Here is a 23,786-nt window from a genome sequence, read left to right as displayed (position 1 = left end):
GTCTCCCATGAGCGCGACCGTGTCCGTCACCACCTGGTACCTGGAACAGAACGCGGCGCGGGAGTTGACGCCCGCGCGCGTGCCCGAGGAGGCGTCCGGGGTGAGCGTCGCCCGCGCCGAGGTCCCCAGCCCCGAGTTCAACAGGTTCCTGTACGCCTCGGTGGGCGCGGACACCACGTGGGTCGACCGGCTGCCGTGGACGTACGCGCGGTGGGAGGACTTCCTCGGGCGCCCGGGTGTCGAGACGTGGGTCGCCTACGAGCGGGGCACACCTGCCGGGTTCATCGAACTGGACGGCGCGAGTGAGGCCGCTCAGGGCGTGGTGGAGATCAGCTACTTCGGCCTGCTGCCCGCCTTCCGCGGGCGCGGCATCGGCGGCCATCTGCTCTCGGTGGGGCTCGCGCGCGCCTGGGACCTGGCGCAGCGGTGGGAAGGCCGCCCCGCGACCAGCCGCGTGTGGCTGCACACCTGCTCGCGGGACGGCCGGCACGCCCGCGCCAACTACGAGCGGCGCGGCCTGCGCGTCTACCGCACCGAGACCGGCGACGAGCCGGACGTCCCCTCGCCGGGGCCCTGGCCGGGGGCCTAGTACCGCATACCACTCCGTCACGCCGGTGGCCCCTGTGCCCTGTGGGGCCGCGCGTGGGCGGAGGCTGTCGAGGATGAGCGGCGGCAGTCGGGGCGCGACATATCATGTACGCCGATATATAGTCGCGGCATGACGAGACGGGACGCCTCCTTGACGGAGTCGCAGTACTTCATCCTCGCCGCCCTCATGAAGGGCCCGTTGCACGGTTACGGCATCATCAAGGCCGCCGGGGCCGCCACGGACGGACGCCTGCGCATCGCTGTGGGCACGCTCTACGGTGCGCTCGAACGGCTGCAACGCGCCGGCCTGGTGGCCGTCGACCACGAGGAGATCGTGGACGGTCGGGCGCGGCGCTACTACCGGATCACCGAAAAGGGCAACGAGGTGCTCGGCCGGGAAGCGCTGCGGATGCAGCAGGCGGCGGCCCTCGTCATCGGACGCTCGCCGAACGGCGGGGTGGCGCCCGCATGAACCGTCTGCTCCTTGCGGCATACCCCTCCTCCTACCGTTCCCGGCACGGAGAGGAGGTGCTGAACTGCCTTGCGGAGGCGTATCCAGGACGTTCCTGCCCCCCTCCCAGGGAGATCGCCGCGTTGGCGCGAGCAGGAGTGCGGGCCCGCGCCCGTGCCGTCGTCGCCGACACGGCCCGCCCGTGGTGGCTGGACGGCATCCACCTCACCACCCTGGCGCTCGCCGCGCTGGCGCTGGTTCCGTACCTGCAGGACGTGTACCACTGGGCCCTGCACATCGACCCCGGGCAGCACGCCATCGCCTTCCACTTCTCCGGCTGGTATCCATGGGCCGACGGGCCCACCCGGACACGGCTCCTGCCCTACGGACTCCTCCCCCTGGGCTGCCTCATCGCCCTGTTGCGCGGCAAACCCTGGATCGCGGCACCGCTGGCCGCTGCGATGATCTGGGCCGGCGCAACCTCGGGCGGCCGCACCCTCTTCGGCGACGAGGGCATGGCGGGCCTCAGCTACTACGGCCTGGGAGCCCCCATAAAGGCCCATGACCTGGTGCTCTCAGGGATGCTGTGCGCCGCGTGCACCGTGCTGGCGCTCTGCCGCCCCAGCCGCCTGCGACGCCGCTCATACCGCTGGCTGGCCCCCGTCGCGCTCGCCATGATCACGGCTGGTGGACTGCACATCACCTCCGTCAGCCCGCTTTTCCAGCGCGGTCTGGCCCTTCTCGAAATCGTCGCGCTGCTCGCCTCGGGGGCGGCGACGGCAGCCACCGGCGACCGTCGGTGGCTGATCCCCGTCGCCGCGGTCGCGCTCGTGCGTACGCAGGCGATCGTCGCCCAGCCGGACGCGTTCATGCAGGCCGTTCCGGAACTGGTCGGCCTCCTCCTGCTCGTGGCGCCGCTGCCCGCCATGGCGTACGCCGCCCAGCGCCAACGGGAACAGCCACTCGTCGAATAGAGCGCCCCGGCGGGCGCCACCGACCGGGGCCGGCGGCCCGGTCGCGCCACAAGACGTGCGGCTGGTACAGGACTTCGCCCAGCACTGGTACAGGACTTACTCCAGAACAGGACGACGATGACCCCGTACCACTCTCCGCCCCTGCGCCCGCGCCGTGCGGAGGCTTCGGAGATACCCCCGCACGCCCCCCTCGGTCCCGGGGCGCCGCGCACACCACGGCCCTGGATGCCGACTGCGCTGCACGGCCTGGGCCTTGTGGCGGTCTACCTCCTCGGCGTCTGCACCCCCTGGGGGCAACGAGCCGAGAATTACCTGTTCGGCCTCGGCGAGAGACGCGACACCGCTTGGATCTACCCCCTGTCCGGGGCGGAGTACGGCTCCATTCCCCTGCCACCGATGGAATTGAGCGCCGAACCCACCCTGCTGGTGGGCCTGGCCGTTGTCGCGGCCGTCACCGCGGTGCGGCGGCGCTGGTGGCAGGGGTGCGCGGCGCTCGGGGTCGTCATCTGCGCGACGGGAGGTAAGCAGGTACTCACATCGGTGCTTCCCCGCCCCGACCTGGTGGGCGCGCCGGAGAACCTCCTCGACCAGGGCTTTCCCAGTGGTCACACGGCCATCCCCGCCGCGCTGACCCTCGCCGCCGCTCTCGTGGCTTCCCCCCGCATCCGCCCCTACGCCGTCGCCATCGGCGTGTTGTGGCTGTCCTGCATCTCCGCCGCCAGTGCGACCCTCGGCGGGCACCGGCCCAGCGAGGTCCTGGGAGCCACGCTGCTGGCCTGCGTCTGCTCCAGCCTGGCCACGTGGCTCCTGCCGCCGGCCGCCACGCCGGACATGGCGGAGAGCCCCCGTACGCCGGCCCCCCTCACCCTTGCGCTGGCGTCCGTCATCGCCCTCGCCTCCGCGCTACGGCCCGACACTGCGACAAGGTCGCTCGTCAGCGCGGCGACCGCCTTCGCGTGTGCGGCTCTGGTCTGGTACGCCGCAGCCGGGTGGCCCGCCCGCACCGCACGCCGCACGTCCCCGCACTGAACCGGCCCCGTTCGGATTCCGCCCGGCTGTGTGGCGGGCGGCGCCGCCCGCCACACAGCCGGGCGGGCGGCGAGAACGCGACAGGCCCTGAGCAGGACCGCAGCGGAGCCGCACCGCCCCGTCTCGCCGCCGTCTCGCCATCCGGTATATTTTTGTCCATCATACGGATGGCAGTGGACTGGCGTCTGACGGGCGTGCGACGCTTCCGTCATGTCTCGCGCTGGAATCGCCTTGGTGAGTCGACGTCACGTCGACCTCGTTCGCGTGTCCAGCGCCATCTGTCCGGCGGGCTGACAGTCACAGCACCGCCGTATCGACACCCTTCTTCCGACGCCTTTCCCTGAGCCCGGCCCCAGGCCATCGCCCTCACCGTCGCGGGCACAGCCTCCGGACGGCGTCGCCGCATCCCCCGCGTACGGGCGCTTCCCGCGTGGTGGTCCGCCACCGCGCGCCGGGCCCCGCCCGTCCGCGTACCCGACCGCACCCGCCACGCGTGTGCCCGCGCCCCCTGCCCGAAGGATCTGAGCCATGGCCGACACCTCCGAGCGCCCCCCAGCTCCCACAGCCCCCGCCCGCCGCAAGGCGGGACGCCACCGCGGCGAAGGGCAGTGGGCCGCAGGCCACTTCACCCCGCTGAACGGCAACGAGCAGACCAAGAAGGACGACGACGGTCTCAATGTACGGACACGTATTGAGACGATCTACGCCAAGGGCGGCTTCGCCTCCATCGACGGCGCCGACCTGCGCGGCCGGATGCGCTGGTGGGGCCTCTACACCCAGCGCAAGCCCGGCATCAGCGGCGGCAAGACCGCGGTGCTGGAGCCGGAGGAGCTGGACGACGAGTTCTTCATGCTGCGCGTCCGCATCGACGGCGGCCGGCTGACCACCGGACAGCTGCGCGTCGTCGGCGACATCTCGCAGGAGTTCGCGCGCGGCACCGCGGACATCACCGACCGCCAGAACGTCCAGTTCCACTGGATCCGCATCGAGGACATGCCGGAGATCTGGCGGCGTCTGGAGAGCGTCGGGCTGTCCACCACCGAGGCCTGCGGCGACGTCCCGCGCGTCATCCTCGGCTCGCCCGTCGCGGGCATCGCCGCCGACGAGATCATCGACGGCACCCCGGCCATCGAGGAGATCCACCGCCGGGTCATCGGCAACCCCGCCTACTCCAACCTGCCCCGCAAGTTCAAGACCGCCGTCTCGGGGTCGCCGCTGCTGGATGTGGCGCACGAGATCAACGACGTGGCCTTCGTGGGCGTCCACCACCCCGAGCACGGGCCCGGCTTCGACGTGTGGGTGGGCGGCGCGCTGTCCACCAACCCCAAGCTGGGGGTACGGCTGGGCGCGTGGGTGCCGCTGGAGGAGGTCGCCGACGTCCACGAGGGCGTCACCGGGATCTTCCGCGACTACGGCTACCGGCGGCTGCGCAACCGCGCCCGGCTGAAGTTCCTTCTCGCCGACTGGGGCGCGGAGCGGTTCCGGCAGGTGCTGGAGGAGGAGTACCTGGGACGCAAGCTGCTCGACGGCCCGGCGCCCGAGCAGCCTCCGCAGCAGTGGCGCGACCACATCGGCGTCCACCAGCAGAAGGACGGCCGCTACTACGTGGGCTTCGCCCCCCGGGTGGGCCGCGTGGACGGCACTACGCTCAGCAAGATCGCCGACCTGGCCGAGGCCCACGGCTCAGGCCGGGTGCGCACGACGGCCGAGCAGAAGATGATCGTGCTCGACGTCGAGCAGGAGCAGGTGGCCTCGCTCACCGAGGGGCTGGAGGCGCTCGACCTGTCGACGCGGCCCTCGCCCTTCCGGCGGGGCACCATGGCGTGCACCGGCATCGAGTTCTGCAAGCTGGCCATCGTGGAGACCAAGGGCCGCGGCTCCTGGCTCATCGACGAACTGGAGCGCCGCCTCCCCGACTTCGACGAGCCCCTCACCATCAACCTCAACGGCTGCCCCAACTCCTGCGCCCGCATCCAGGTCGCCGACATCGGCCTGAAGGGACAGCTGCTCACCGGCGCCGACGGCAACCAGGTCGAGGGCTACCAGGTGCACCTGGGCGGTTCGCTGGGCCTGGAGCCGGGCTTCGGCCGCAAGGTGCGCGGCCTGAAGGTGACGGCGGACCAGCTCCCCGACTACATCGAACGGGTGCTGCGCGCCTTCCAGGACCAGCGCGAGGACGGCGAACGGTTCGCCCAGTGGGCGGCTCGCGCCGACGAGGGAGACCTGAAATGAGCTCGGCCGAAGGCGGGGAGAGGGCCGCGCCGTTCCACTGCCCCTACTGCGGCGACGAGGACCTGCGGCCCAGCGAGGAGGCGACGGCCCCGGGGCAGGGCGCGGCCTGGGAGTGCGCCGCCTGCAACCGCGCCTTCCGGCTGAAGTTCCTGGGGCTGCTGGCCTCCGGGCTGCGGTCGGCACACGGAGAGGACCCCACGTCATGAGCATCGCGCACATACCAGCTCAGCGCTCCGCCGAGGAGCTGGAGGAGCTGGCCGGACAGGCGGGCCGCGACCTGGAGGACGCCGACGCACTGGACATCCTGCGCTGGGCCGCCGACACCTTCGGCCACCGCTTCTGCGTCACCTCTTCCATGGAGGACGCCGTCGTCGCGCACCTCGCCTCCCGCGTCTTCCCCGGCGTCCGCGTCGTCTTCCTCGACACCGGCTACCACTTCCCCGAGACCCTCGGCACCCGCGACGCCGTCGAGGCCGTCATGGACGTGGAGGTCCACACCCTCACGCCCCGCCAGTCGGTGGCCGAGCAGGACGCCGAGTACGGCCCGAGGCTGCACGACCGCGACCCCGACCTGTGCTGCGCGCTGCGGAAGGTGCAGCCGCTGGAAGAAGGGCTGCGCGCCTACGACGCGTGGGCCACCGGGCTGCGCCGCGACGAGTCGCCGACCCGCTCCCACACCCCGGTCGTCGGCTGGGACGAGAAGCGCGGGAAGGTCAAGGTCTCCCCCATCGCCCGCTGGAGCCAGCGGGACGTGGACGACTACGTCGCCGCACACGGCGTCCTGACCAACCCGCTGCTGAGCGACGGCTACGCCTCCATCGGCTGCGCGCCGTGCACCCGCCGCGTGCTGGAGGGCGAGGACGCGCGCGCGGGCCGGTGGGCCGGGCGGGGCAAGACCGAGTGCGGGCTGCACGGATGACGGATGACCGAGAAGAGCAGGGGGACGTGATGAGCGGGGCAAGCGGCGCCACCGTGTGGCTGACCGGCCTGCCGAGCGCGGGCAAGACGACGATCGCCACCGCGCTGGCCGAGCGGCTGCGCGGCGAGGGCCGGCGGGTCGAGGTGCTGGACGGCGACGAGGTCCGCACCTTCCTCTCCGCGGGACTCGGCTTCTCCCGCGCGGAGCGGGACACCAACGTGCAGCGCATCGGCTTCGTCGCCGAGCTGCTGGCCTCGCACGGCGTGACCGTGCTGGTGCCCGTCATCGCCCCGTACGCCGACAGCCGCGAGGCCGTCGCCAAGCGCCACGCCGCCGAGGGCACGCCGTACCTCGAGGTGCACGTCGCCACGCCGCTGCGGGTGTGCTCCGAGCGGGACGTGAAGGGCCTGTACGCGAAGCAGGCGGCCGGCGAACTGACCGGGCTGACCGGCGTGGACGACCCGTACGAGGAGCCTCAGAGCCCGGATCTGCGGCTGGAGACCGACGGCCGGAGTGTCACCGAGTCGGCCACGGCACTGCACACGTTGCTGAGGGAGAGGGGACTGCTGTGACGACGGCGGTGACCGTACCGGAAGAGACCGACAACCCATTCGCGCTCTCGCATCTCGACGCCCTGGAGTCGGAGGCGGTGCACATTTTCCGGGAGGTCGCGGGGGAGTTCGAGCGCCCCGTGATCCTGTTCTCGGGCGGCAAGGACTCGATCCTGATGCTGCACCTGGCGCTCAAGGCGTTCGCGCCGGCGCCGGTGCCGTTCGGGCTGCTGCACGTGGACACCGGGCACAACTTCCCCGAGGTGCTGGAGTTCAGGGACCGCACCGTGGCGAGCAACGGGCTGCGGTTGCACGTGGCCTCGGTGCAGGAGTACATCGACGCCGGCACCCTGCGCGAGCGCCCCGACGGGACGCGGAACCCCTTGCAGACGGTGCCGCTGCTGGAGGCCATCTCCTCGGGCCGGTTCGACGCCGTCTTCGGCGGCGGCCGCCGCGACGAGGAGAAGGCACGCGCCAAGGAGCGGGTGTTCTCGCTGCGCGACGAGTTCGGCGGCTGGGACCCCAGGCGCCAGCGCCCCGAGCTGTGGCAGCTCTACAACGGCCGGCACGCGCCCGGAGAGCACGTCCGCGTCTTCCCGCTCTCGAACTGGACCGAGCTGGACGTGTGGCAGTACATCGCACGGGAGAAGATCGAACTCCCGGCGATCTACTACGCGCACGAGCGTGAGGTCTTCTCCCGCTCCGGCATGTGGCTGGCGCCCGGCGAGTGGGGCGGCCCCAAGGACGGCGAACGGGTCGAGCGGCGGCAGGTGCGCTACCGCACGGTCGGCGACATGTCCTGCACCGGCGCCGTCGACTCGGACGCGGACACGGTCGAGAAGGTGATCGCGGAGATCGCCGTCTCCCGGCTGACCGAGCGCGGCGCCACCCGGGCCGACGACAAGCTCTCCGAAGCCGCGATGGAAGACCGCAAGCGGGAAGGCTACTTCTGACCATGACCGGAACACTGGACAGCCAAGCGCTGGGAACCGCGGCCGCGGCGACGACGTCGCTGCTGCGCTTCGCCACCGCCGGCAGCGTCGACGACGGCAAGTCGACCCTGGTGGGCCGCCTGCTGCACGACTCCAAGTCGGTGCTCACCGACCAGTTGGAGGCCGTCTCCCGCGCCTCGCACGAGCGCGGCCAGGAGGCGCCCGACCTGGCGCTGCTGACCGACGGCCTGCGGGCCGAGCGGGAGCAGGGCATCACCATCGACGTGGCCTACCGCTACTTCGCCACGCCCAAGCGGCGGTTCATCCTCGCGGACACGCCAGGACACGTGCAGTACACCCGCAACATGGTCACCGGCGCCTCCACCGCCGAGCTGGCCGTCGTCCTGGTGGACGCGCGCAACGGCGTGGTGGAGCAGACCCGCAGGCACGCCGCCGTGGCCGCGCTGCTGCGCGTCCCGCACGTCGTCCTCGCCGTCAACAAGATGGACCTGGTCGACTACCGGGAGAGCGTCTTCGCCGAGATCGCCGACGCGTTCTCCACGTACGCCACCTCGCTCGGGGTGCCGGAGGTGACGGCCATCCCCATCTCCGCGCTCGAAGGTGACAACGTCGTGGACGCCTCCGCGCACATGGACTGGTACTCGGGGCCCACCGTCCTCGAACACCTGGAGACCGTGCAGGTCACCCACGACCCCACCGACGACGCGGCCCGCTTCCCCGTGCAGTACGTCATCAGACCGCGGACCGCCGAGCACCCCGACTACCGGGGCTACGCCGGGCAGCTCGCCTCGGGGGTGGTGCGCGTCGGCGACCGCGTCACCGTCCACCCCTCGGGGCAGACCTCCACCATCACCGCGATCGACGCCCTCGGCCGGGCCGTCGAGACGGCCTGGGCACCCCAGTCGGTCACCCTCCGGCTCGCCGACGACCTCGACATCTCCCGCGGCGACGTGCTCGCGCCCAGCGAGGCCGACCTGGTACCGAGCCAGGACGTGACCGCGACCGTCTGCCACCTCCACGACACGCCCCTCACCCCCGGCGCCCGCGTCCTGCTCAAGGTCGCCACCCGCACCGTCAAGGCGCTGGTCAAGGACATCCCCTCGCGGCTCACCCTGGCCGACCTGTCCCAGCACCCCGCGCCGGGACAGCTGGTGGCCAACGACATCGGCCGCGTCGTGCTGCGCACCGCCGAACCCCTGCCCCTCGACCCCTACGCCCGCTCCCGCCGCACCGGCTCCTTCCTCCTCGTCGACCCCTCCGACGGCAGCACCCTCACCGCCGGCATGGCGGGCGAGGCCTTCGCCGACGCGGAGACGCCGGTGGCCACGGCCGCCGACGACGCGGGCTGGGACTTCTAGGGCCGGGGCTCCTGGACTGGGACCTTCACAGACATGGGCATCCCGACAGAGGTCTTCTCGACCTTCGACCAGACCGGCGGCCGCATCGGCAGCGGCGCGCGCGGCAGCGGACAGGGCGGAGTGGGGCGATGCGCACGGTGAGGTGCGTACCGCCCCCGTACGCCCCGCTCACCGTCCGCCGTCCGTGAGGCCCGGCACCCCCGGACACCGCACGGACACCGCCCCGCGTCCGCCGCCCCCTTGAGAGGACACCTCCGTGCCCCGCATCCCAGCCCTGCCACCACGCCCTTCCCGCCGGGCCCCGGCGGCTCTCGCCGTCCTGTCCGCACTGCTCGTGACGGCGGGCTGCGGGTACGGGTCGAAGGCCGTCGAGAGCGGCGACCCGGCGCCCGTGGGCGGCAAGAAGGTCGACGGGCTCGACGAGGTGAAGCTCGGGTACTTCCCCAACGTCACCCACGCCACCCCCCTGGTGGGGTTGCGGTCCGGCGGCCCGATACCGCGCGAGCTGGGCGGCACGAAGGTCTCCACGCAGGTCTTCAACGCCGGGCCCTCCGCCGTCGAAGCGCTCAACGCGAAGGCCGTCGACATGACCTGGGTCGGGCCCTCCCCCGCCGTCAACGGGTGGGTGCAGTCGGGCGGGAAGAACCTGCGGATCGTCTCGGGCGCGACCTCGGGCGGCGCCTCCCTGGTCGTCGACCCGGAGAAGGTGACCTCGCTCGACGACCTCAAGGGCAAGACCCTCGCCACACCCCAGTTGGGCAACACGCAGGACGTGGCACTCCTGCACCACCTGCGGAGCAAGGGCATCGAGGTCGACCCGGAGACCGGCAAGGGCGCCACCTCGGTGCTGCGCCAGGACAACAAGGAGATCCCCACCACCTTCCGGCAGGGCGGCATCGACGGCGCCTGGGTCCCCGAACCGACCGCCTCCAAGCTGGTGGCGGAAGGCGGGAAGGTCCTGCTCGACGAGCGAAAGCTGTGGAAAGAGGGGAAGTTCGTCACCACCAACCTGGTGGTGCGCCAGGACTTCCTCAGCGAGCATCCCGACGTGGTCGAGGCGGTGCTGCGCGGCTCCGTGCGGACCAACACGTGGATCCGCTCGCACCCCGGCACCGCGAAGAAGTACGTCAACCAGGCCCTCCAGCGCGACGCGGGCAAGCCACTGCCCGGCGACGTACTCGACGCGGCCTTCCGCCGTATCGAGGTGACGGACGACCCACTGGCCGCCACGTTGCGCAAGCAGGCACAACACGCCGCCGCGGCCGGACTGCTGAAGAAGCCGCACCTGGCCGGGATCTACGACCTCGCCCCGCTCAACCGGGTCCTCGAGAGCGAGGGCCGCCCCGCCGTGACCGACGCGGGACTCGGCCACCGGTGAGCCCCGAGCCCCCCCCCGACGAGAAGCCTGAGCCCCTACGAGAAGGAGGTGAACCAGTGACCGTGACCACAGCGACCGGCACCGCCGCCCGCCTCACGCACGTGACCAAGGCGTTCGGCCCCCAGCAGGTACTGGACGACATCAGCATCGACGTCGCCCCCGGAGAGTTCGTCACCCTGCTCGGCGCCTCGGGCTGCGGCAAGAGCACCCTGCTCAACCTCGTGGCGGGCCTCGACGCCCCCACCACCGGCGCCATCGAGGTGCCCGGCGGACGCCCGGCACTGATGTTCCAGGAACACGCGCTCTTCCCGTGGCTGACCGCCGGCAAGAACATCGAACTGGCGCTGAAGATGCGCGGCATGCCCAAGACGGACCGCCCCGACGAGGCCGAACGGCTGCTGCGGCTCGTACGGCTGCGGGGCGCGTACACCAAGCGCGTCCACGAGCTGTCCGGCGGCATGCGGCAGCGGGTGGCGCTGGCCCGCGCGCTGGCGCAGGACAGCAGGCTGCTGCTGATGGACGAGCCGTTCGCCGCGCTGGACGCCATCACCCGCGACGTCCTCCACGAGGAGCTGACCCGCGTCTGGTCCGAGACGAACGTCGCCGTGCTCTTCGTCACGCACAACGTCCGCGAGGCCGTACGGCTGGCCGAGCGCGTCGTGCTGCTCTCCTCCCGGCCGGGCCGCGTCGCCAGACAGTGGGAGGTCGGCATCCCGCACCCGCGCCGTATCGAGGACGCGGACGTGGCCGCGCTGTCCGTCGAGATCACCGAACAGCTCCGGGGGGAGATCCGCCGCCATGGCCAGCACTGAGACCCAGCCGACGGCCTCAAGGCCGCGACCCGACGACGACGAGAAGGCCACGAGCGCGGCGGTCACCACGGCGGCGCGCGAGACCCCGGCGTCCGGCAGCGACCTGGCCGGTCTGGGGGCCGGGCTCGACGCGCTGGACACCCACGCCACGGCGCGCCCCGCGCTGCGGGAGGTGCTGCGCCGCAAGGTGCTGCCGCCGGTGCTGGCGGTCGTGCTGGTCCTGGCGCTGTGGCAGGCGGCGTTCGCGCTCGGCCTCAAGCCCGACTACCAGCTGCCGAGCCCGCTGATGGTGTGGGACGCGCTGGCCGAGGAGTGGTACAAGGGCACGATCCTCGGCGTCGTCTGGCAGAGCGTCTCCCGCGGGGCGCTGGGCTTCGGGGTCGCCCTCGTCGTCGGGACGCCGCTGGGGCTGCTGGTGGCCAGGGTGCGGCCGGTGCGCGCCGCGATCGGACCGATCCTCTCCGGACTCCAGTCGCTGCCCTCGGTCGCGTGGGTGCCGGCGGCGATCATCTGGTTCGGGCTGACCAACGCCACCATCTACGCCGTCGTGCTGCTGGGCGCCGTGCCCTCCATCGCCAACGGCCTGGTCGCGGGCGTCGACCGGATCGACCCGCTGCACCTGCGCGCGGGCAAGGTGATCGGCGCACGAGGACTGCGCGGCGTCCGCCACGTACTGCTGCCCGCCGCGCTGCCCGGCTACGTCGCCGGACTCAAGCAGGGCTGGGCGTTCTCCTGGCGGTCCCTGATGGCGGCCGAACTGATCGCGACCTCACCCGAGCTGGGCGTCGGACTCGGCCGGCTGCTGGACACCGGCCGCTCCTACCAGGACATGCCGCTCGTCCTGGGCGCGATCCTGCTCATCCTGCTGGTGGGCATCGGCATCGAACTGCTCGTCTTCGCGCCCGTCGAACGGCGCGTCCTGCGCCACCGGGGGCTGCTGCGCTGATGTCCCTGTCCCGCGCCACGCCCCTCACCCCCGCCTCCCCCGCGCTGCTGCTGATCGCGCACGGCAGCCGCGACCCGCGGCACGCCGCCACGGTCGCCGCCCTCACCGCCCGCGTGCGGCGGCGCGCACCGGGGCTGCGGGTGGCGGTGGGCTACCTCGACTTCGACACGCCGTCGGTGGGGACCGCACTGCGGTCGCTGCACGCGGCGGGGGCGCGGCAGGTCGTCGCCGTCCCGCTGCTGCTGACCCGCGCCTTCCACGCCAAGACGGACATCCCCGGGGTGCTGGCCGAGGAGAGCGCGCCACTGGCGGGCCTGACCGTCCGCCAAGCGGACGTCCTGGGCCCGCACCACGCACTGACCGTCGCCCTGGAGCGGCGGTTGCGCGCGGCCGGGGTGGCGCCCGGCGACGCGCCCCACACCGGCGTCGTCCTGGCGGCGGCCGGTTCCTCTGACCCGGAGGCGAGCGCAGTGATCGCAGCAATCGCGCGGGAGTGGCGGCGTACCACCGGTTGGTGTGCCGTGCGGCCTGCGTTCGCCTCCGCCTCGGCGCCCCGTACCGCCGACGCCGTACGGGACCTGCGCGCGGCGGGAGCGCGCCGGGTGGCGGTGGCACCGTACGTGCTGGCCCCAGGCCGCCTCCCCGACCGCATCGCCGCCGGCGCCCGCGAGGCCGGCGCCGACGCTCTCGCCCCCGTCCTGGGCCCCGCCCCGGAAGTCGCCCGCGTCGTACTCGAACGCTACGCAGCCGCCCTGGCACCCGCCCTGACCGCCTCAGCGGCATGACGAGGAGCCCCGCGGGGGCTCCTCTTGTCGAGCTCAGCCCCGGGGCTCTTCGCCTTGAGAACCGAGCGAGCCACCGCCGTCTGCAGGCGGCGGTGGCTGCTGTCTTGCCGGTCGCGGTGGTGACTATCCGGTGACGCCCCAGTCGTGCCAGCGACCGTTGTAGAAGCAGTTCTGCCAGTAGGGATTGGACGCGTTGTTGACGTAGACGATGACACAGCGCCGGGAGGGGTTGCCGGTCTCTGCCGAGCCGCGCATCTCGTCAGCTCGTCCGTTGCCCGGCATTTCCACCCAGCGGCCCGCGGCCTTCCAGGTATGCCAGACAGTTCGGTTAGGAGCGACGACGAATATCTCGTCCGTGCGACCGTCTCGGTTCCAGTCGACCGCGGCGGTCCTCGTGCCGCACTTCTTGTAGCCGGTGTGGCCCCAGTAGGTTACGCGAGTACGGCAGGCAGCAACCCCTGTAGCGCTCCCCTCACCGCCCGACGGGGGACGGGCTGCCTCGACGGCTGCCGACGAGCTCCCCTGTGCCGTGGTGCCGGCGTGGGCGGGTGCGGACATCCCACCGGCGAGCGCGAGCCCCAGGACGGTGGCTGCGATGCCGCGTCGTAACGGTGTTCCGCGTGCGTTCATGCTTCCCCCTAGCTCTCGCATCGCGATCCCCTACGGACCCGATGACGTCGGTGCCAACCGTAGGTCTGTCGCAGGTTGGGTCGCGTCAACCACTGGTTGTGCCGTGGGGTAAACCCCCGAGGTAGCCATCGACGGGCTACGCCTCGGGGTCTACGCGAGGCGGGGAACATCCAGTGAGCCGCGCGGGTCCTAGGCTCGCCCTCGCCCAGCGCGAGCTCGAAACAGCTGGCTACCGGCCGGAAGGCGACCAGGAACTTCAGTCGTTCGGTCTGCTGGGAGAGCATCGCCGTCGTCAGCCAGGCGTCCTCGCACTGGGCGCCGGTCGGCGTCAGCGCGCCCTCGAAACCGAGCTGTTCGGCGGCGCGGGCGATCTGGGTGAGGTAGCCGAGTGTGGGAAGGCGGTCGGCGCTCGCCCCGTTTCAGCGGGCTGCCGTGGCCGCCACCCACCACGTGGCGGCTGTCGCCGCTGGTCGGGCCGGACACCGCCGATACCGACGGCGGCGCCGGCACTACCGATACGGCCGGCGCCGCCGTCGGCCGGGTCGCCGGGCTCGGGGGCGAGGTGCTCGTCCAGCACGAAGCGGCCGCGGAGCTGGGCGTGGCCGCCCAGCGCGGCCAGTACCGGGCGCAGTGCGTAGTCCAGCGCCAGTACGTGCGCCCACCTCACGCAGCAGCCGTTCCGTGCGGCTGGAGGGTGAGGGGCTGCCCGCGAGGGTGAGGATGAGTGCCGTGGGGGGTCCTTGGGTGCGTGAGTTCGTGGGTGCGGGGCGTGGCCCCGTGGCAGCAGGGCCACGGGGCCACGCCCCGGGGAGGGCTACGGCGTGTACTTGTAGCCGACGCGCCGCACGGTCACGATGCGGGCGCGGTAGCGCGCTCCGAGCTTGCGCCGCAGCCTGGCGACGTGGACGTCGACGGTGCGCCCGTCCCCGACGTGCTCCCCGTAGCCCCACACTCCGCTGACGAGCTGCACCCGGGTGTGCACCCGGTGCGGCTGCTCCACGAAGTGCGCCAGCAGCTCGAACTCCAGGTAGGTGAGGTCGATTTCGGTGGCGTCGACGTGGACGGTGCGCCGCTCGCGGTCGACGCGGATGCCCTCGGCGGCGGGCAGCCGCAGCACGCGCGGCGGACTCCCGGTCAGGACGGCGGCGGCCCCGGCGCTCATCGGGAGGCCGCCGCGGGGGTGTAGTGGGCGGCCTCGTCGCCCTCGACGACGTGGCTGAGCGCGCCGTCCACACCGGCGGGCACGTCACCGGCGACGGTGACCCGGTGCAGCTTCCTGGGCAGGTCGCCGTAGTCGTCGGGGGCGTAGTGCTGGGTGATGCGGTTGTCGAACAGCACGAGGTCGCCGGGTGCCCAGGCCCACCGCACGGTGTTCTCGGGACGGGTGACGTAGGCCTGGAGGATCCGCAGCAGGTCGCGGGACTCCTCGGTGCCCAGACCGACGAGGCGCTGGGCGAATCCGCCGATGAACAGGGACCGTTCGCCGCTGACGGGGTGGACGCGCACCACGGGGTGCGCGGTCTGTCAGCGGCGCGCGGTGAACACCTTGCGCCGCTCGGCCGCCGCCTGGTTCTTCGGTTCGGCGTAGTCGTGGTCGTTGGTGTGCACGGCCCACAGCCGGTCGGCGAAGGTGCGCAGCACCTCGGGCAGGTCGGCGTAGGCGGCGGCCTGGATGTCCTGCGGACCGCTGGTGGTGTTGCCGACGCAGGTGAGGGTGAGGCCGCGCAGGTAGCCGAGGTCTTCGGCGAGTTCGGCCGGGGTGGCGGTCCCGGCCCAGCCCTGGTAGCGCAGCGTGTCGTCGGGGACGCCGGACCTGCCGGAGGCGCGCCCGCAGCCTGTCGCGGTGGTGGCGGTGAGGGTCGTCAGGCCGGTGAGGGCGAGGAACTCCCGTCTGCGGAGCTGGTGAGGGCGCACGGGTGCCTTCCGTTGCGTTGCGGAGCGCGACGGCGCGCGGACGTTCCGTGCCGGGTGTGGGCCGTCCGCGTCGGGCGTACGGCCGAAGGGGGCATGGCTGTCAGTCGCGGTGCGGACGCCTTGGTGCCGGTCCCGGTCGGCGCGGCCCGCCTGGCGTGCGGGGCCTTACGCGGCGCGGGGGCTGTGGCAGACGTGGGGCGGGCGGGGTCCGCTGCCGTCGGCAGGGGGAAGAGGTGAGCTGCGGGCGCGCGTCAGGCGCAGGCGGGGGCACACAGCGCGCTGGCGTGACGTCGCAGATCGACGTGCAGGCGCGCTACGAGGTTCCTGTACTGGCTCACGACATGGAGCCTGCCAGCCGCTCCGCGGGGGCGTCAACGGGCGGCGTGTGAAGTCCGTATGAACCGTGCGCGGGCGTGCGCGCCGCGGCGGGGCGCCGCCGCTGGGGCCCCGGCACGGCGAAGGCCCGCCGTGCCCCGTGGGGGGAGGGCACGGCGGGCCTGGTGTTGCGCTTACCCGGAAAACCGGGGTTACGCACAGGAGGAGCTCACAATTGACCGTGAAAGACGGTCACTTGACCACGCGAAGGAGCTTGTCGGTCGTTCCCTTGGCCGGATCGGTCACCGCGCCGGCGGTGGCGCCCTTGGTGAGCGCCGCGGTCACCTGCGCCGGGGTGGCGTCCTTGTGGCCGCTCAGGTAGACGGCGGCGGCTCCTGCCACGTGCGGGGAGGCCATGGAGGTCCCCGACATGGTGGCGGTGCCGGTGTCGCTCTTGTTGCTCGCGGAGACGATGTCGACACCGGGGGCGAAGAGGTCGACGAGCTTGCCGTGGTTGGAGAACTCCGCCTGCGCGTCCTTCTTGTCGGAGGCGGCCACGGTCAGCGCCTCGGGCACCCGGGCCGGCGAGGAGGTGGAGGCGTCGGCGCCCTCGTTGCCGGCCGAGACGGCGTAGGTGACGCCGGAGGAGATCGAGCGCTGGACTGCGGCGTCGAGGGCCGCGTCCTTGTTGCCGCCCAGGCTCATGTTGGCGACGGAGGGGCCCTTGTGGTGCTCGGTGACCCAGTCGACGCCCGCCACGGCGAGCGCGGTGGTGCCGGAGCCCTCGTCGTCGAGCACGCGCACGGCCACGATGTCGGCCTTCTTGGCGACGCCGTACCGGGTGCCCGCGACGGTTCCCGCGACGTGGGTGCCGTGGCCGTTGCCGTCCTGGGCCGTCTTGTCCTCGTCGACGGCGTCGTAGCCGTAGGAGGCGCGCCCGCCGAAGTCCTTGTGGCCGATGCGCACGCCGGTGTCGATGACGTACGCGGTCACCCCGGCCCCCGCGCCCGAGGGGTAGGTGTAGGTCTTGTTCAGCTTCCGCGACGTCTGGTCGATACGGTCCAGGCCCCAGGAGGGCGGGTTCTTCTGGGTGGCGGCCGTGGTGGTGATGCGCTGGTTCTGGAAGACCTGGGCGACCTGGTCGTCGGCGGCCAGGCGCCTGGCCTCCTGTGCGCTCATACCGGTGGCGTTGAAGCCGTGGACGGCCGACCCGTAGGTGCGTGCGACCTTGCCGCCGTACTCGTCGGCCAGGCCCTTGCCCGCGCTCTCGACGCGGGTGGCGGAGGTCTTGCCGTGCGCGGAGCCGCCGTTCTTGAGGAGCACGATGTAGCTGCCCTTGACGGCGTCGTGGGAGCCGGCCCCGATGACGGTGCCCTCGGCGGGTGCCGCGCCCGCGGGGAGGGTGAGGAGGGTGGCGCCGCCCGCGAGGGCGACAGCCGCCCCGATCGCGAGGGATATCCGGCGTTTGGTGTTGCGGGCCACGTGCGTTGCCATGCGGGGAGCGCCTCTCCTGGTGTCGTGTGGGGGGTGACGGTCCTGCGCCCCGGGTGGGGCGCAGGACCGTCGCCGACTGGTTCGAAACCCTGTCGGATGGGCGCGCACAGCTCAAGTTCTCCGTGCGGGTGTGACACACGCAACGGGTGAGGCGGGTGGTGCGGTCGGTGCTCCGAGCGAGCACGGCCGTGGCCCGTTCAGGACCGCTACGAGCCCGCCAACCACACCGCATAGCAGGCTACTTGGGCACGCGCAGCAGCCGGTTCGGCGTGCCGGCGCCGGGGTTGGCGATGGCGTCCTTCGTCGCCCCGTTCGTCAGCGCGGTGGCGACCTGCGCCGGGGTGGCCGTCTTGTGCTCACTCAGGTAGAGCGCCGCGGCGCCCGTGACGTGCGGGGTGGCCATGGAGGTGCCGTATCCGGCCATGGAGGCGGTGTCGCTCTTGTTGCTGGCGGAGACGACGTCGATGCCGGGCGCGTAGAGGTCGACGCTCTTGCCGTAGCTGGAGAAGTCCGTCTGCTTGTCGTTCTGGTCGCTCGCCGCCACGGTGATCGCCTCGGGCACGCGCGCCGGGGAGGCCTCGCTCGCGTCGCTGCTGTAGTTGCCCGCCGCGACCACGCAGGTGATGCCCGCGTCGACGGCGCGCTCCACCGCCTCGTCGAGCGCGTAGTCCTTGAAGCCGCCGATGCTCATGTTGGCGACCGCGGGCCCTTCCTTGCCCTCGTGGTCCTTGATCATCCAGTCGATGCCCGCGACGGCGTCGGCCGTGGTGCCCTTGTTGTCGTCGCCGAGGATGCGCACCGCCACCAGATCGGCCTTCTTGGCGATGCCGTACTTCGTGCCCGCGATGGTGCCGGCCACGTGGGTGCCGTGGTTGGCGCCGTCCTGCGCGGTCTTGTCGTCGTCGACCACGTCGTAGCCGTTCGCGGCGCGGCCGCCGAAGTCCTGGTGGCTGACGCGGATACCGCTGTCGACGACGTAGGCCGTGACGCCCGCGCCCGCGCTGTCGGGGTAGGTGTACTTGCCGTCCCGCTTCGTCGCCGCCTGGTCGACGCGGTCCTGACCCCAGGAGGGCGGGTCCGTCTGGGTGGCCTGCGCCCGGATCCGCCGTACCTGCACGACCTTGGCGACCTTGTCGTCCGCCGCGAGACGCCGCGCCTCCTGCGCGCTGAGCCCCTCGGCCGCGTAACCGGTCAGCGCCGCGTGGTAGGTGTGCTCGACCGTGCCGCCGTACTCGCCTGAGAGGCTTCTCGCCTCCGTGGCGGCCTGCGCCCTGGCAGTCCCGGCGCCCTTGTCGAGCACCACGATGTAGCTGCCCTTGACGGCACCCTCGGCGTCCGCGCCCAGGACGGTGCCCTCCTGGGGGGCGCCCGCGCCGGCGGGCAGGGTGAGCAGTGTCGCCCCGCCCGCGACCGCGAGCGCCGCGCCGAGCGCGAGGGATATCCGTCGTTTGGTGTTCCGTGCGCCGTGAAGTGGCATGCCCAGGGAGCCTTTCGCTGGTGGCGGTTGACCGATCCGGTGTCGGACCGATCGAATCCTTGTCGGATTGCCGTGTACGGCTCAAGTGACATGTCGTTCTGTGACAGACACAACACCGCCGAGAAACCACCCGCGCGGCACCCGAGCGGCGTCCACGCGCCGGCCACCCGGCATCCAAGCGGCGCCCACACGGCGCCCGGACGGCGTCCACCCGGCACCCGCGCCGGCCCCTCAGGCGCGGGGCTCAGCTGGTCAGCTCGATGAGGCGCTGGACCGTGCGCCAGTTGCGCCCCGTCATGGTCAGCCGGGGCCGCACGCCCTCCAGCGCGGGCACCAGTTTGCTGCGGCCCATCCCGTGCGGGAAGTGGCAGTAGACAGCACGCCCCACGTGCCGGAACTCCTCGGGCGCGAAGGCGTCCGCGTCCAGCGCCGCGAAGTGGTCGGCGGCCGGCTCCTCCTCGATGAACAGCACCAGCAGCTTGGCCGGATCCAGCTCCGCCACGGGGAGGGGGCAGGCCGCCGCGACGGCCCGCAACTCCTCGCCCGTCCGCACCAGAGCGGACACCTGGACACCGAACCGCTCGGCGACCGCCCGCTCCAGTACGGGGCGCGGGTCCTCCTCCTCCGCGGTGAACACCGCGTTGCCGCTCTGCAGGTAGGTGCGCACATCGCCCCACCCGAGTTCGGCCATGACCGTGCGCAGCTCGGCCATGGGCACCTTGTTGTGCCCCCCGACATTGACCCCTCGCAACAGCGCGGCATACCTCGTCATGCCGTACACCGTATGTGCCGTGGCGGTCGCGTGGGGCTACGAGACGGGACGGGAGTCCGCCCAGAAGTGGTCGAACTCCTCGCGGTAGAGCGGGAAGAGCGCCCCCTCCACGTCGTAGTCGTCGGACACCTGGCGGCCCGGGCCGCGCAGGACGAACGCCGGGGTCTCCATGCCGCGCGCGTGGCGCAGGTAGGACTGGACGACGGCCAGGCCGTCGGAACCGTCGCCGTCGACCAGGTAGGCGCTGAAGCGCGGGGTCTCGTCGAAGACGTGGATCTCGAACGCCCCGTCGTCCCGCAGCCGGGAGCGGACCCGCCGCATGTGCAGGATGTTGGTCTCCACCGAGCGGGCCAGCTCGCCCTTCTTGAGGCCCAGCTCCCGCTCCCTGCGGCGCAGCGCGCTGCTCGCCGGGTTCATGAACAACAGCCGCACCCGGCATCCTGCCTCGGCCAGCCGCACGAGCCGCCGCCCGCTGTAGTTCTGCACCAGCAGGTTGAGCCCGATGCCGATGGCGTCCAGCCTGCGCGCCCCGGCGAACAGGTCCTCGGCGGGCAGCTGACGTTGCAGCCGTACACGGTCCGCATGGACGCCGACCACGTCCGCGAACCGGTCTCCGACCAGCTCCTCGACGGCGTCGACGGGCAGCCGCTCCACCGAGGCGGCACCCCGCGGAGCCGCGCCCAGCACCTCCAGCAGCCTGCGGCACATCCGTTCGGCCTGCGCGAGCACCGTCTCGGACAGTGCGCGGTTGCGTGCCACCGCGCTGCGGGCGACCTCCAGCTCGTCCAGCGCCAGCTCCACCTCCCTGCGGTCGGCGAAGTACGGCTCGAAGCAGGGCCAGTGCTGCACCATCAGCTCGCGCAACTGCGGCAGGGTGAGGAAGGAGATCAGGGTGTCGTCCGCCGGATCGAGCAGATAGCCCTTGCGGCGGCTCACCTCCCGCACGGCGACGGCCCGCTGCACCCACTCCTGCCCCGCGGGGCCCGCGGCGGCGATGACCCACTCCTCGCCGTGCACCGGCTCGTAGATCGGCCGCAGCACGGCGGAGACGACCGCGCGCATCCGCTGTTCGACCAGATTCAGCCACACGTAGGCGCGCCCGGCGCGCTGCGCCCTGGTGCGCACCTGCGCCCAGTCGTTCTCGTCCCACCCCACGTCCGCGCCGATCTCCATGGGGCGGGCCAGCGGAACGGCGCCGGGCTGGAGCCCGGCCTCCCCCAGCCCGCTCCGGGGCGGAACGCCCGTTTCCCAACCGCCCGGCGGGTCGTCGGCCGTTCCGTCCTGCGCGGCGGCTCCGCCGCCGTCCGGCCCCTCACCGCCGTCACCTGGGGGGAGTTCAAACCCTCCCGAGCCCAACTGCGCACCGCCTTCCGCACCCCGGTCCGACCCCCGCTGTTCGATCAAGGAAGACTACTGCGGCCCTCTCACAGCCGCACCCGTAACCCCTGTCAACTTCGGGTGCCCGTACGCGCGCACGGGCTCGGATGACGGCCGGGTCCCCCGCGGTCCGCCGCGCACCGCACGGTGCCGCAACGAGGTGACGACGGGGAAGAGACACTCCTGTGCAGGTCCTGCCGGGGCGCGCGCATCCCTTGCGGGTACGGAACGCCCCGACAAGGCCCCGTACTACCGTCTCGGGCACGCTCCGCGCTACCGCACCGACACGACCGGCACGGGGAATTCACCGCTGATCCCCAGGCGCCGCGTCCGCCGGCCGGCCACCGCCGCGGCACGTGCGGCACGGCCCTGCACGGCGGCGCGCCTCCCGGCGCGGTCACCCGGCCGACGAGGCGGGCGCGAGCGCACCGCCGTGCCTCTCCCGCGCCCTCTCAGGACGAGCCGCCCAGGCGAGCGCGCACGCCGCGGCGGCGGTGCCCACCGCGATCCCGAAGGCGGCGCCGGGACCGTACCCCTCGGCCACGGGGCCCGCGGCCATCAGGGCGAGGGCCTGGCCGCCGATGACGCCGCTGGTCATAAACGCCATCGACTCGCCCATCCTGGAGGCGGGAACCACCCGTTCCGTGAGGGAGAACAGCGTGATCAGGTGCGGGGCGTAGGCGCTGCCGAGGATCACCACCACGACGTACAGCCACCCCAGGCTGTGCACCACCAGCAGCGGCAGGGCCAGCACCAGGGCGGCACATGTCGCCGCGCGCCACCGGACGGTGAGTGTCACGGCGGGTGGTACCGAGGCCATGGCGAGCCCCACCACGGCACTCATCACGCCCATCGCGGCGTAGACCAGCCCCGACTGGCCGGGGGCGCCCAGGTCCTCGGTGAGCGCCGTGATGCCCGCCTGGCAGGCCCCGAACATGGCGCCCTGCAACGCCGCGGAGGAAGGCAGCGCGTGGACGGTGCCGCGCCGCCGCTGCCTCCCACGCCCGACCTCGGCACCTGTCAGGGCGCTGCCCTCGGGCCGAGGGTCTCGGAGGCCGCCGCCCCGAGGAGGGGCGCCCGCGCGGCCACCGCCCGCCGGTGCGACGGCCCGCGCCGTCGGATGCAGCGCGAAGGCGACGCCGCACACCGCGAGCAGCGCCGCCGCCAGACCGAGCGCGACCGCCGGATGCGCCACCGTCGCGGCGACGCCCACCAGCGCGGGACCGAGCACGAACGAGGTCTCGTCCAGGGTGCCTTCCAGCGACAGCACCCCCGACACCGTGCGCTCGTCCGCTCCCGCGTGCCGGGCGAGCGCGACCATGCGGGAGCGCGACAACGGGCCCACCTGCGGCACACTCAGTCCGACGAGGGCCCCGAGCGCCGCCAGGCCCGCGGTCGGCGCGTGGCCGAGCGCGCCGGTGACGAGCCCGGTGACGGCGCACGCGTTCAGGAGGGCGGCGACCAGCACGACCGGACGCTGTCCAAGCCGGTCGGCCAGTCGCCCGACCACGGGCCCGCCCACCGTCTGTCCAGCCGCCAACGCGCCCCCCACCAGACCTGCGGTGGCGAGGCTGCCGCTGGTACGTGCCACCAGCAGCAGCGAGCCGAGCTGGCACATCGCGGTCGGCAGCCGTCCCAGGAACGAGACTGCGGGCAGGAGTGGCCCCCCTCCCAGGCCGATCACCGTGCGGTATGTCGTCACCAGTGCTCCAGCCATCGCCCGACGCTAACCCCCGTGGAAGGCCCCCCGGCACGGACAGGACGCACGAAATGGCCCCGGGCGGGTACGTACGTTCGCATGACACGCCGGGGTGTTCCGTCCGCGCCACGGGCCCGTCTCCAACGCCGGGAACGGGCGGGCGTGGCCGTCAGGACGGGGCGCCTCCACGCCTGGCCCGCTCGGTCACGCGAGTGGCCGCTCCCCGGTCAGCAGGCGGAGGAAAGCGCGCGCCGCGCCCGTCGGCTCGGACCGGCCAAAGGCCGTCACCGGGCGGCGCCAGGGCGGCCCGACACCGACCAGCTGGTCCGCGGGAACGAGCGAGGTCGCCAGGTGGGCGGAGACCAGGCAGACGCCCGCGCCCGCGGCGGCCATGCGCGCGGCCGTCGTGGGATGCTCGACGCGCACGGCGGTGAGCGGAGAGAACCCCGCCTGTCCGCAGACCAGGTCGAGGAACTGCCGTCCTTCGATCCACGGCTCCATCCCGCACCGCACCCAGCCGCGGTCGGCCAGCTCCTCAAGGCGCACCGGCTCGCCACCGTCGCCCGCACGCCCGCACAGCGGATCGCCGGGCGGGACGACGAGCACCACCTTCTCCTCGCCGATCTCCCAGCAGGGGCCCGGCCAGTCGGGCAGCCGGTAGCCGACGGCGAGGTCGGCGATCCCGCGGGCCATCCGCTCCCGGAGTTCGTCCTCCGTCACGTACTCGCGCAGCCGCAGCTGCACGGCGGGGTACAGCCGCCGCATCCGGGCCACCGCGTCCGTCAGGACACCCACGGCCAGCCCGTGCACGGTCGCGATCTGGAGTTCCCCACCGCGGGATCCGGCCGCGGCCCGCGCGGCGCGGCGGGCCTGCCGGGCGCTGCGGACGGCCAGTTCGGCGTCCGGCAGGAACGCCCGCCCCATGGGCGTGAGCCGCACCCCGCGCGGCAGCCGCTCCAGCAGCGGGCCGCCCACCTCCCGTTCCAGGGCCTTGATCTGGTGCGAGAGCGCCGACTGCGTCACGTGCAGCGCCTCGGCGGCGCGAGTGAAGGACGTCTCCTCGATGACCGTGACGAGGTACTCCATCTGCCGCAGACTCACGAGCCGCCCCCTCGCCTCTTCATGAGCGCTG

At 72.8% G+C, this 23,786-nt stretch carries 23 protein-coding genes and 3 pseudogenes; 15 read left to right on the top strand and 11 right to left on the bottom strand.

Going from position 1 to position 23,786, the window contains the following annotated elements; translation table 11 throughout:
• Positions 1-7 precede the first annotated feature (7 nt).
• The 15 genes from MMF93_RS26390 to MMF93_RS26320 all read left to right on the top strand — a co-directional run bounded on the left by MMF93_RS26390 (position 8) and on the right by MMF93_RS26320 (position 12,976).
• Positions 8-589, top strand: a complete 582-nt coding sequence (locus tag MMF93_RS26390; RefSeq protein ID WP_242755379.1) for a GNAT family N-acetyltransferase — start codon at positions 8-10, stop codon at positions 587-589.
• Positions 590-718: 129 nt separating this feature from the next.
• Complete coding sequence (locus tag MMF93_RS26385; protein ID WP_242755378.1) at positions 719-1,060, top strand: PadR family transcriptional regulator; 342 nt, start codon at positions 719-721, stop codon at positions 1,058-1,060.
• A complete protein-coding gene (locus MMF93_RS26380; RefSeq protein WP_242755376.1) occupies positions 1,057-2,013 on the top strand; it encodes a hypothetical protein in 957 nt (318 codons plus the stop codon). Before MMF93_RS26385 ends, MMF93_RS26380 begins: the two co-directional genes overlap by 4 nt.
• A 225-nt stretch (positions 2,014-2,238) precedes the next feature.
• A complete protein-coding gene (locus MMF93_RS26375; RefSeq protein ID WP_242755374.1) occupies positions 2,239-3,042 on the top strand; it encodes a phosphatase PAP2 family protein in 804 nt (267 codons plus the stop codon).
• 210 nt (positions 3,043-3,252) lie between these two features.
• A complete protein-coding gene (locus MMF93_RS33545; RefSeq protein ID WP_312000843.1) occupies positions 3,253-3,336 on the top strand; it encodes a putative leader peptide in 84 nt (27 codons plus the stop codon).
• 234 nt (positions 3,337-3,570) lie between these two features.
• Positions 3,571-5,274, top strand: a complete 1,704-nt coding sequence (locus MMF93_RS26370; protein ID WP_242755372.1) for a nitrite/sulfite reductase — start codon at positions 3,571-3,573, stop codon at positions 5,272-5,274.
• Positions 5,271-5,480 carry a hypothetical protein gene (locus tag MMF93_RS26365; RefSeq protein WP_242755370.1) on the top strand — a complete coding sequence of 70 codons (210 nt, stop codon included), beginning with the start codon at positions 5,271-5,273 and terminating at the stop codon, positions 5,478-5,480. Before MMF93_RS26370 ends, MMF93_RS26365 begins: the two co-directional genes overlap by 4 nt.
• Complete coding sequence (locus MMF93_RS26360; RefSeq protein ID WP_242755368.1) at positions 5,477-6,193, top strand: phosphoadenylyl-sulfate reductase; 717 nt, start codon at positions 5,477-5,479, stop codon at positions 6,191-6,193. The genes MMF93_RS26365 and MMF93_RS26360 overlap by 4 nt, the downstream gene beginning before the upstream one ends.
• Before the next feature lie 29 nt (positions 6,194-6,222).
• Complete coding sequence (gene cysC, locus MMF93_RS26355) at positions 6,223-6,765, top strand: adenylyl-sulfate kinase (RefSeq protein WP_242755366.1); 543 nt, start codon at positions 6,223-6,225, stop codon at positions 6,763-6,765.
• Positions 6,762-7,697 (top strand): sulfate adenylyltransferase subunit CysD, encoded by a 936-nt coding sequence (gene cysD, locus MMF93_RS26350; RefSeq protein WP_242755364.1) that lies wholly within the window; start codon positions 6,762-6,764, stop codon positions 7,695-7,697. The genes cysC and cysD overlap by 4 nt, the downstream gene beginning before the upstream one ends.
• Positions 7,698-7,699: 2 nt before the next feature.
• Positions 7,700-9,055 (top strand): sulfate adenylyltransferase subunit 1, encoded by a 1,356-nt coding sequence (locus tag MMF93_RS26345; protein WP_242755362.1) that lies wholly within the window; start codon positions 7,700-7,702, stop codon positions 9,053-9,055.
• A 256-nt stretch (positions 9,056-9,311) separates the two neighbouring features.
• Positions 9,312-10,433: an ABC transporter substrate-binding protein gene (locus tag MMF93_RS26335; RefSeq protein WP_423835532.1), complete on the top strand. Its 1,122-nt coding sequence runs from the start codon at positions 9,312-9,314 to the stop codon at positions 10,431-10,433.
• Positions 10,434-10,489: 56 nt separating this feature from the next.
• On the top strand, positions 10,490-11,245 hold the full coding sequence (locus tag MMF93_RS26330) for an ABC transporter ATP-binding protein (RefSeq protein ID WP_242755360.1): 756 nt from the start codon (positions 10,490-10,492) through the stop codon (positions 11,243-11,245).
• Positions 11,232-12,191: an ABC transporter permease gene (locus MMF93_RS26325; protein ID WP_242755358.1), complete on the top strand. Its 960-nt coding sequence runs from the start codon at positions 11,232-11,234 to the stop codon at positions 12,189-12,191. The genes MMF93_RS26330 and MMF93_RS26325 overlap by 14 nt, the downstream gene beginning before the upstream one ends.
• Positions 12,191-12,976, top strand: a complete 786-nt coding sequence (locus MMF93_RS26320; protein WP_242755357.1) for a sirohydrochlorin chelatase — start codon at positions 12,191-12,193, stop codon at positions 12,974-12,976. The genes MMF93_RS26325 and MMF93_RS26320 overlap by 1 nt, the downstream gene beginning before the upstream one ends.
• Before the next feature lie 123 nt (positions 12,977-13,099).
• Here the strand turns inward: MMF93_RS26320 and MMF93_RS33425 are convergent, their stop codons facing one another.
• From MMF93_RS33425 to MMF93_RS26275, 11 genes and pseudogenes are all read right to left on the bottom strand, one after another.
• On the bottom strand, positions 13,100-13,231 hold the full coding sequence (locus tag MMF93_RS33425) for a hypothetical protein (RefSeq protein WP_274709506.1): 132 nt from the start codon (positions 13,229-13,231) through the stop codon (positions 13,100-13,102).
• A gap of 608 nt (positions 13,232-13,839) precedes the next feature.
• Positions 13,840-14,089, bottom strand: a pseudogene (locus MMF93_RS26315) (LLM class flavin-dependent oxidoreductase); the annotation flags it as partial.
• Positions 14,090-14,420: 331 nt separating this feature from the next.
• Positions 14,421-14,792, bottom strand: a pseudogene (locus MMF93_RS26310) (winged helix-turn-helix domain-containing protein); the annotation flags it as partial.
• Positions 14,765-15,520: pseudogene (locus tag MMF93_RS26305) on the bottom strand (TauD/TfdA dioxygenase family protein). The pseudogenes MMF93_RS26305 and MMF93_RS26310, both read right to left, overlap by 28 nt.
• Positions 15,521-15,771: 251 nt before the next feature.
• Positions 15,772-15,858: a putative leader peptide gene (locus MMF93_RS33540; protein WP_341483331.1), complete on the bottom strand. Its 87-nt coding sequence runs from the start codon at positions 15,856-15,858 to the stop codon at positions 15,772-15,774.
• A 229-nt stretch (positions 15,859-16,087) separates the two neighbouring features.
• The gene (locus MMF93_RS26300) at positions 16,088-17,329 is read right to left on the bottom strand and encodes a S8 family peptidase (RefSeq protein ID WP_242755356.1); all 1,242 of its coding nucleotides are present in this window, start codon (positions 17,327-17,329) and stop codon (positions 16,088-16,090) included.
• Between the two features lie 238 nt (positions 17,330-17,567).
• Entirely contained in the window at positions 17,568-18,806 is a 1,239-nt protein-coding gene (locus MMF93_RS26295) for a S8 family peptidase (protein WP_242755355.1), read from the bottom strand.
• A 244-nt stretch (positions 18,807-19,050) separates the two neighbouring features.
• Positions 19,051-19,578: a DUF1697 domain-containing protein gene (locus MMF93_RS26290; protein ID WP_242755354.1), complete on the bottom strand. Its 528-nt coding sequence runs from the start codon at positions 19,576-19,578 to the stop codon at positions 19,051-19,053.
• Between the two features lie 36 nt (positions 19,579-19,614).
• Complete coding sequence (locus MMF93_RS26285) at positions 19,615-20,934, bottom strand: SAV2148 family HEPN domain-containing protein (RefSeq protein ID WP_242757789.1); 1,320 nt, start codon at positions 20,932-20,934, stop codon at positions 19,615-19,617.
• A gap of 418 nt (positions 20,935-21,352) precedes the next feature.
• Complete coding sequence (locus MMF93_RS26280; RefSeq protein WP_242755353.1) at positions 21,353-22,672, bottom strand: MFS transporter; 1,320 nt, start codon at positions 22,670-22,672, stop codon at positions 21,353-21,355.
• A 186-nt stretch (positions 22,673-22,858) separates the two neighbouring features.
• Positions 22,859-23,755 carry a LysR family transcriptional regulator gene (locus MMF93_RS26275; protein WP_242755352.1) on the bottom strand — a complete coding sequence of 299 codons (897 nt, stop codon included), beginning with the start codon at positions 23,753-23,755 and terminating at the stop codon, positions 22,859-22,861.
• Between the last annotated feature and the right edge of the window lie 31 nt (positions 23,756-23,786).

The sequence above is a fragment of the Streptomyces tubbatahanensis genome, assembly GCF_022699385.1.
Taxonomy (GTDB): Bacteria; Actinomycetota; Actinomycetes; order Streptomycetales; family Streptomycetaceae; genus Streptomyces; species Streptomyces diacarni.
This window is presented reverse-complemented; position numbering and strand designations above follow the sequence as displayed.

What these genes read in the sequence shown, in the direction of transcription:
- MMF93_RS26390 (WP_242755379.1), top strand. Translation starts at nt 8, where the DNA reads ATGAGCGCGACCGTGTCCGTCACCACCTGGTACCTGGAACAGAACGCG.
- MMF93_RS26385 (WP_242755378.1), top strand. Translation starts at nt 719, where the DNA reads ATGACGAGACGGGACGCCTCCTTGACGGAGTCGCAGTACTTCATCCTC.
- MMF93_RS26380 (WP_242755376.1), top strand. Translation starts at nt 1,057, where the DNA reads ATGAACCGTCTGCTCCTTGCGGCATACCCCTCCTCCTACCGTTCCCGG.
- MMF93_RS26375 (WP_242755374.1), top strand. Translation starts at nt 2,239, where the DNA reads ATGCCGACTGCGCTGCACGGCCTGGGCCTTGTGGCGGTCTACCTCCTC.
- MMF93_RS33545 (WP_312000843.1), top strand. Translation starts at nt 3,253, where the DNA reads ATGTCTCGCGCTGGAATCGCCTTGGTGAGTCGACGTCACGTCGACCTC.
- MMF93_RS26370 (WP_242755372.1), top strand. Translation starts at nt 3,571, where the DNA reads ATGGCCGACACCTCCGAGCGCCCCCCAGCTCCCACAGCCCCCGCCCGC.
- MMF93_RS26365 (WP_242755370.1), top strand. Translation starts at nt 5,271, where the DNA reads ATGAGCTCGGCCGAAGGCGGGGAGAGGGCCGCGCCGTTCCACTGCCCC.
- MMF93_RS26360 (WP_242755368.1), top strand. Translation starts at nt 5,477, where the DNA reads ATGAGCATCGCGCACATACCAGCTCAGCGCTCCGCCGAGGAGCTGGAG.
- cysC (WP_242755366.1), top strand. Translation starts at nt 6,223, where the DNA reads ATGAGCGGGGCAAGCGGCGCCACCGTGTGGCTGACCGGCCTGCCGAGC.
- MMF93_RS26345 (WP_242755362.1), top strand. Translation starts at nt 7,700, where the DNA reads ATGACCGGAACACTGGACAGCCAAGCGCTGGGAACCGCGGCCGCGGCG.
- MMF93_RS26325 (WP_242755358.1), top strand. Translation starts at nt 11,232, where the DNA reads ATGGCCAGCACTGAGACCCAGCCGACGGCCTCAAGGCCGCGACCCGAC.
- MMF93_RS26320 (WP_242755357.1), top strand. Translation starts at nt 12,191, where the DNA reads ATGTCCCTGTCCCGCGCCACGCCCCTCACCCCCGCCTCCCCCGCGCTG.
- MMF93_RS33425 (WP_274709506.1), bottom strand. Translation starts at nt 13,231, where the DNA reads ATGCGCGGCTCGGCAGAGACCGGCAACCCCTCCCGGCGCTGTGTCATC.
- MMF93_RS26300 (WP_242755356.1), bottom strand. Translation starts at nt 17,329, where the DNA reads ATGGCAACGCACGTGGCCCGCAACACCAAACGCCGGATATCCCTCGCG.
- MMF93_RS26295 (WP_242755355.1), bottom strand. Translation starts at nt 18,806, where the DNA reads ATGCCACTTCACGGCGCACGGAACACCAAACGACGGATATCCCTCGCG.
- MMF93_RS26290 (WP_242755354.1), bottom strand. Translation starts at nt 19,578, where the DNA reads ATGACGAGGTATGCCGCGCTGTTGCGAGGGGTCAATGTCGGGGGGCAC.
- MMF93_RS26280 (WP_242755353.1), bottom strand. Translation starts at nt 22,672, where the DNA reads ATGGCTGGAGCACTGGTGACGACATACCGCACGGTGATCGGCCTGGGA.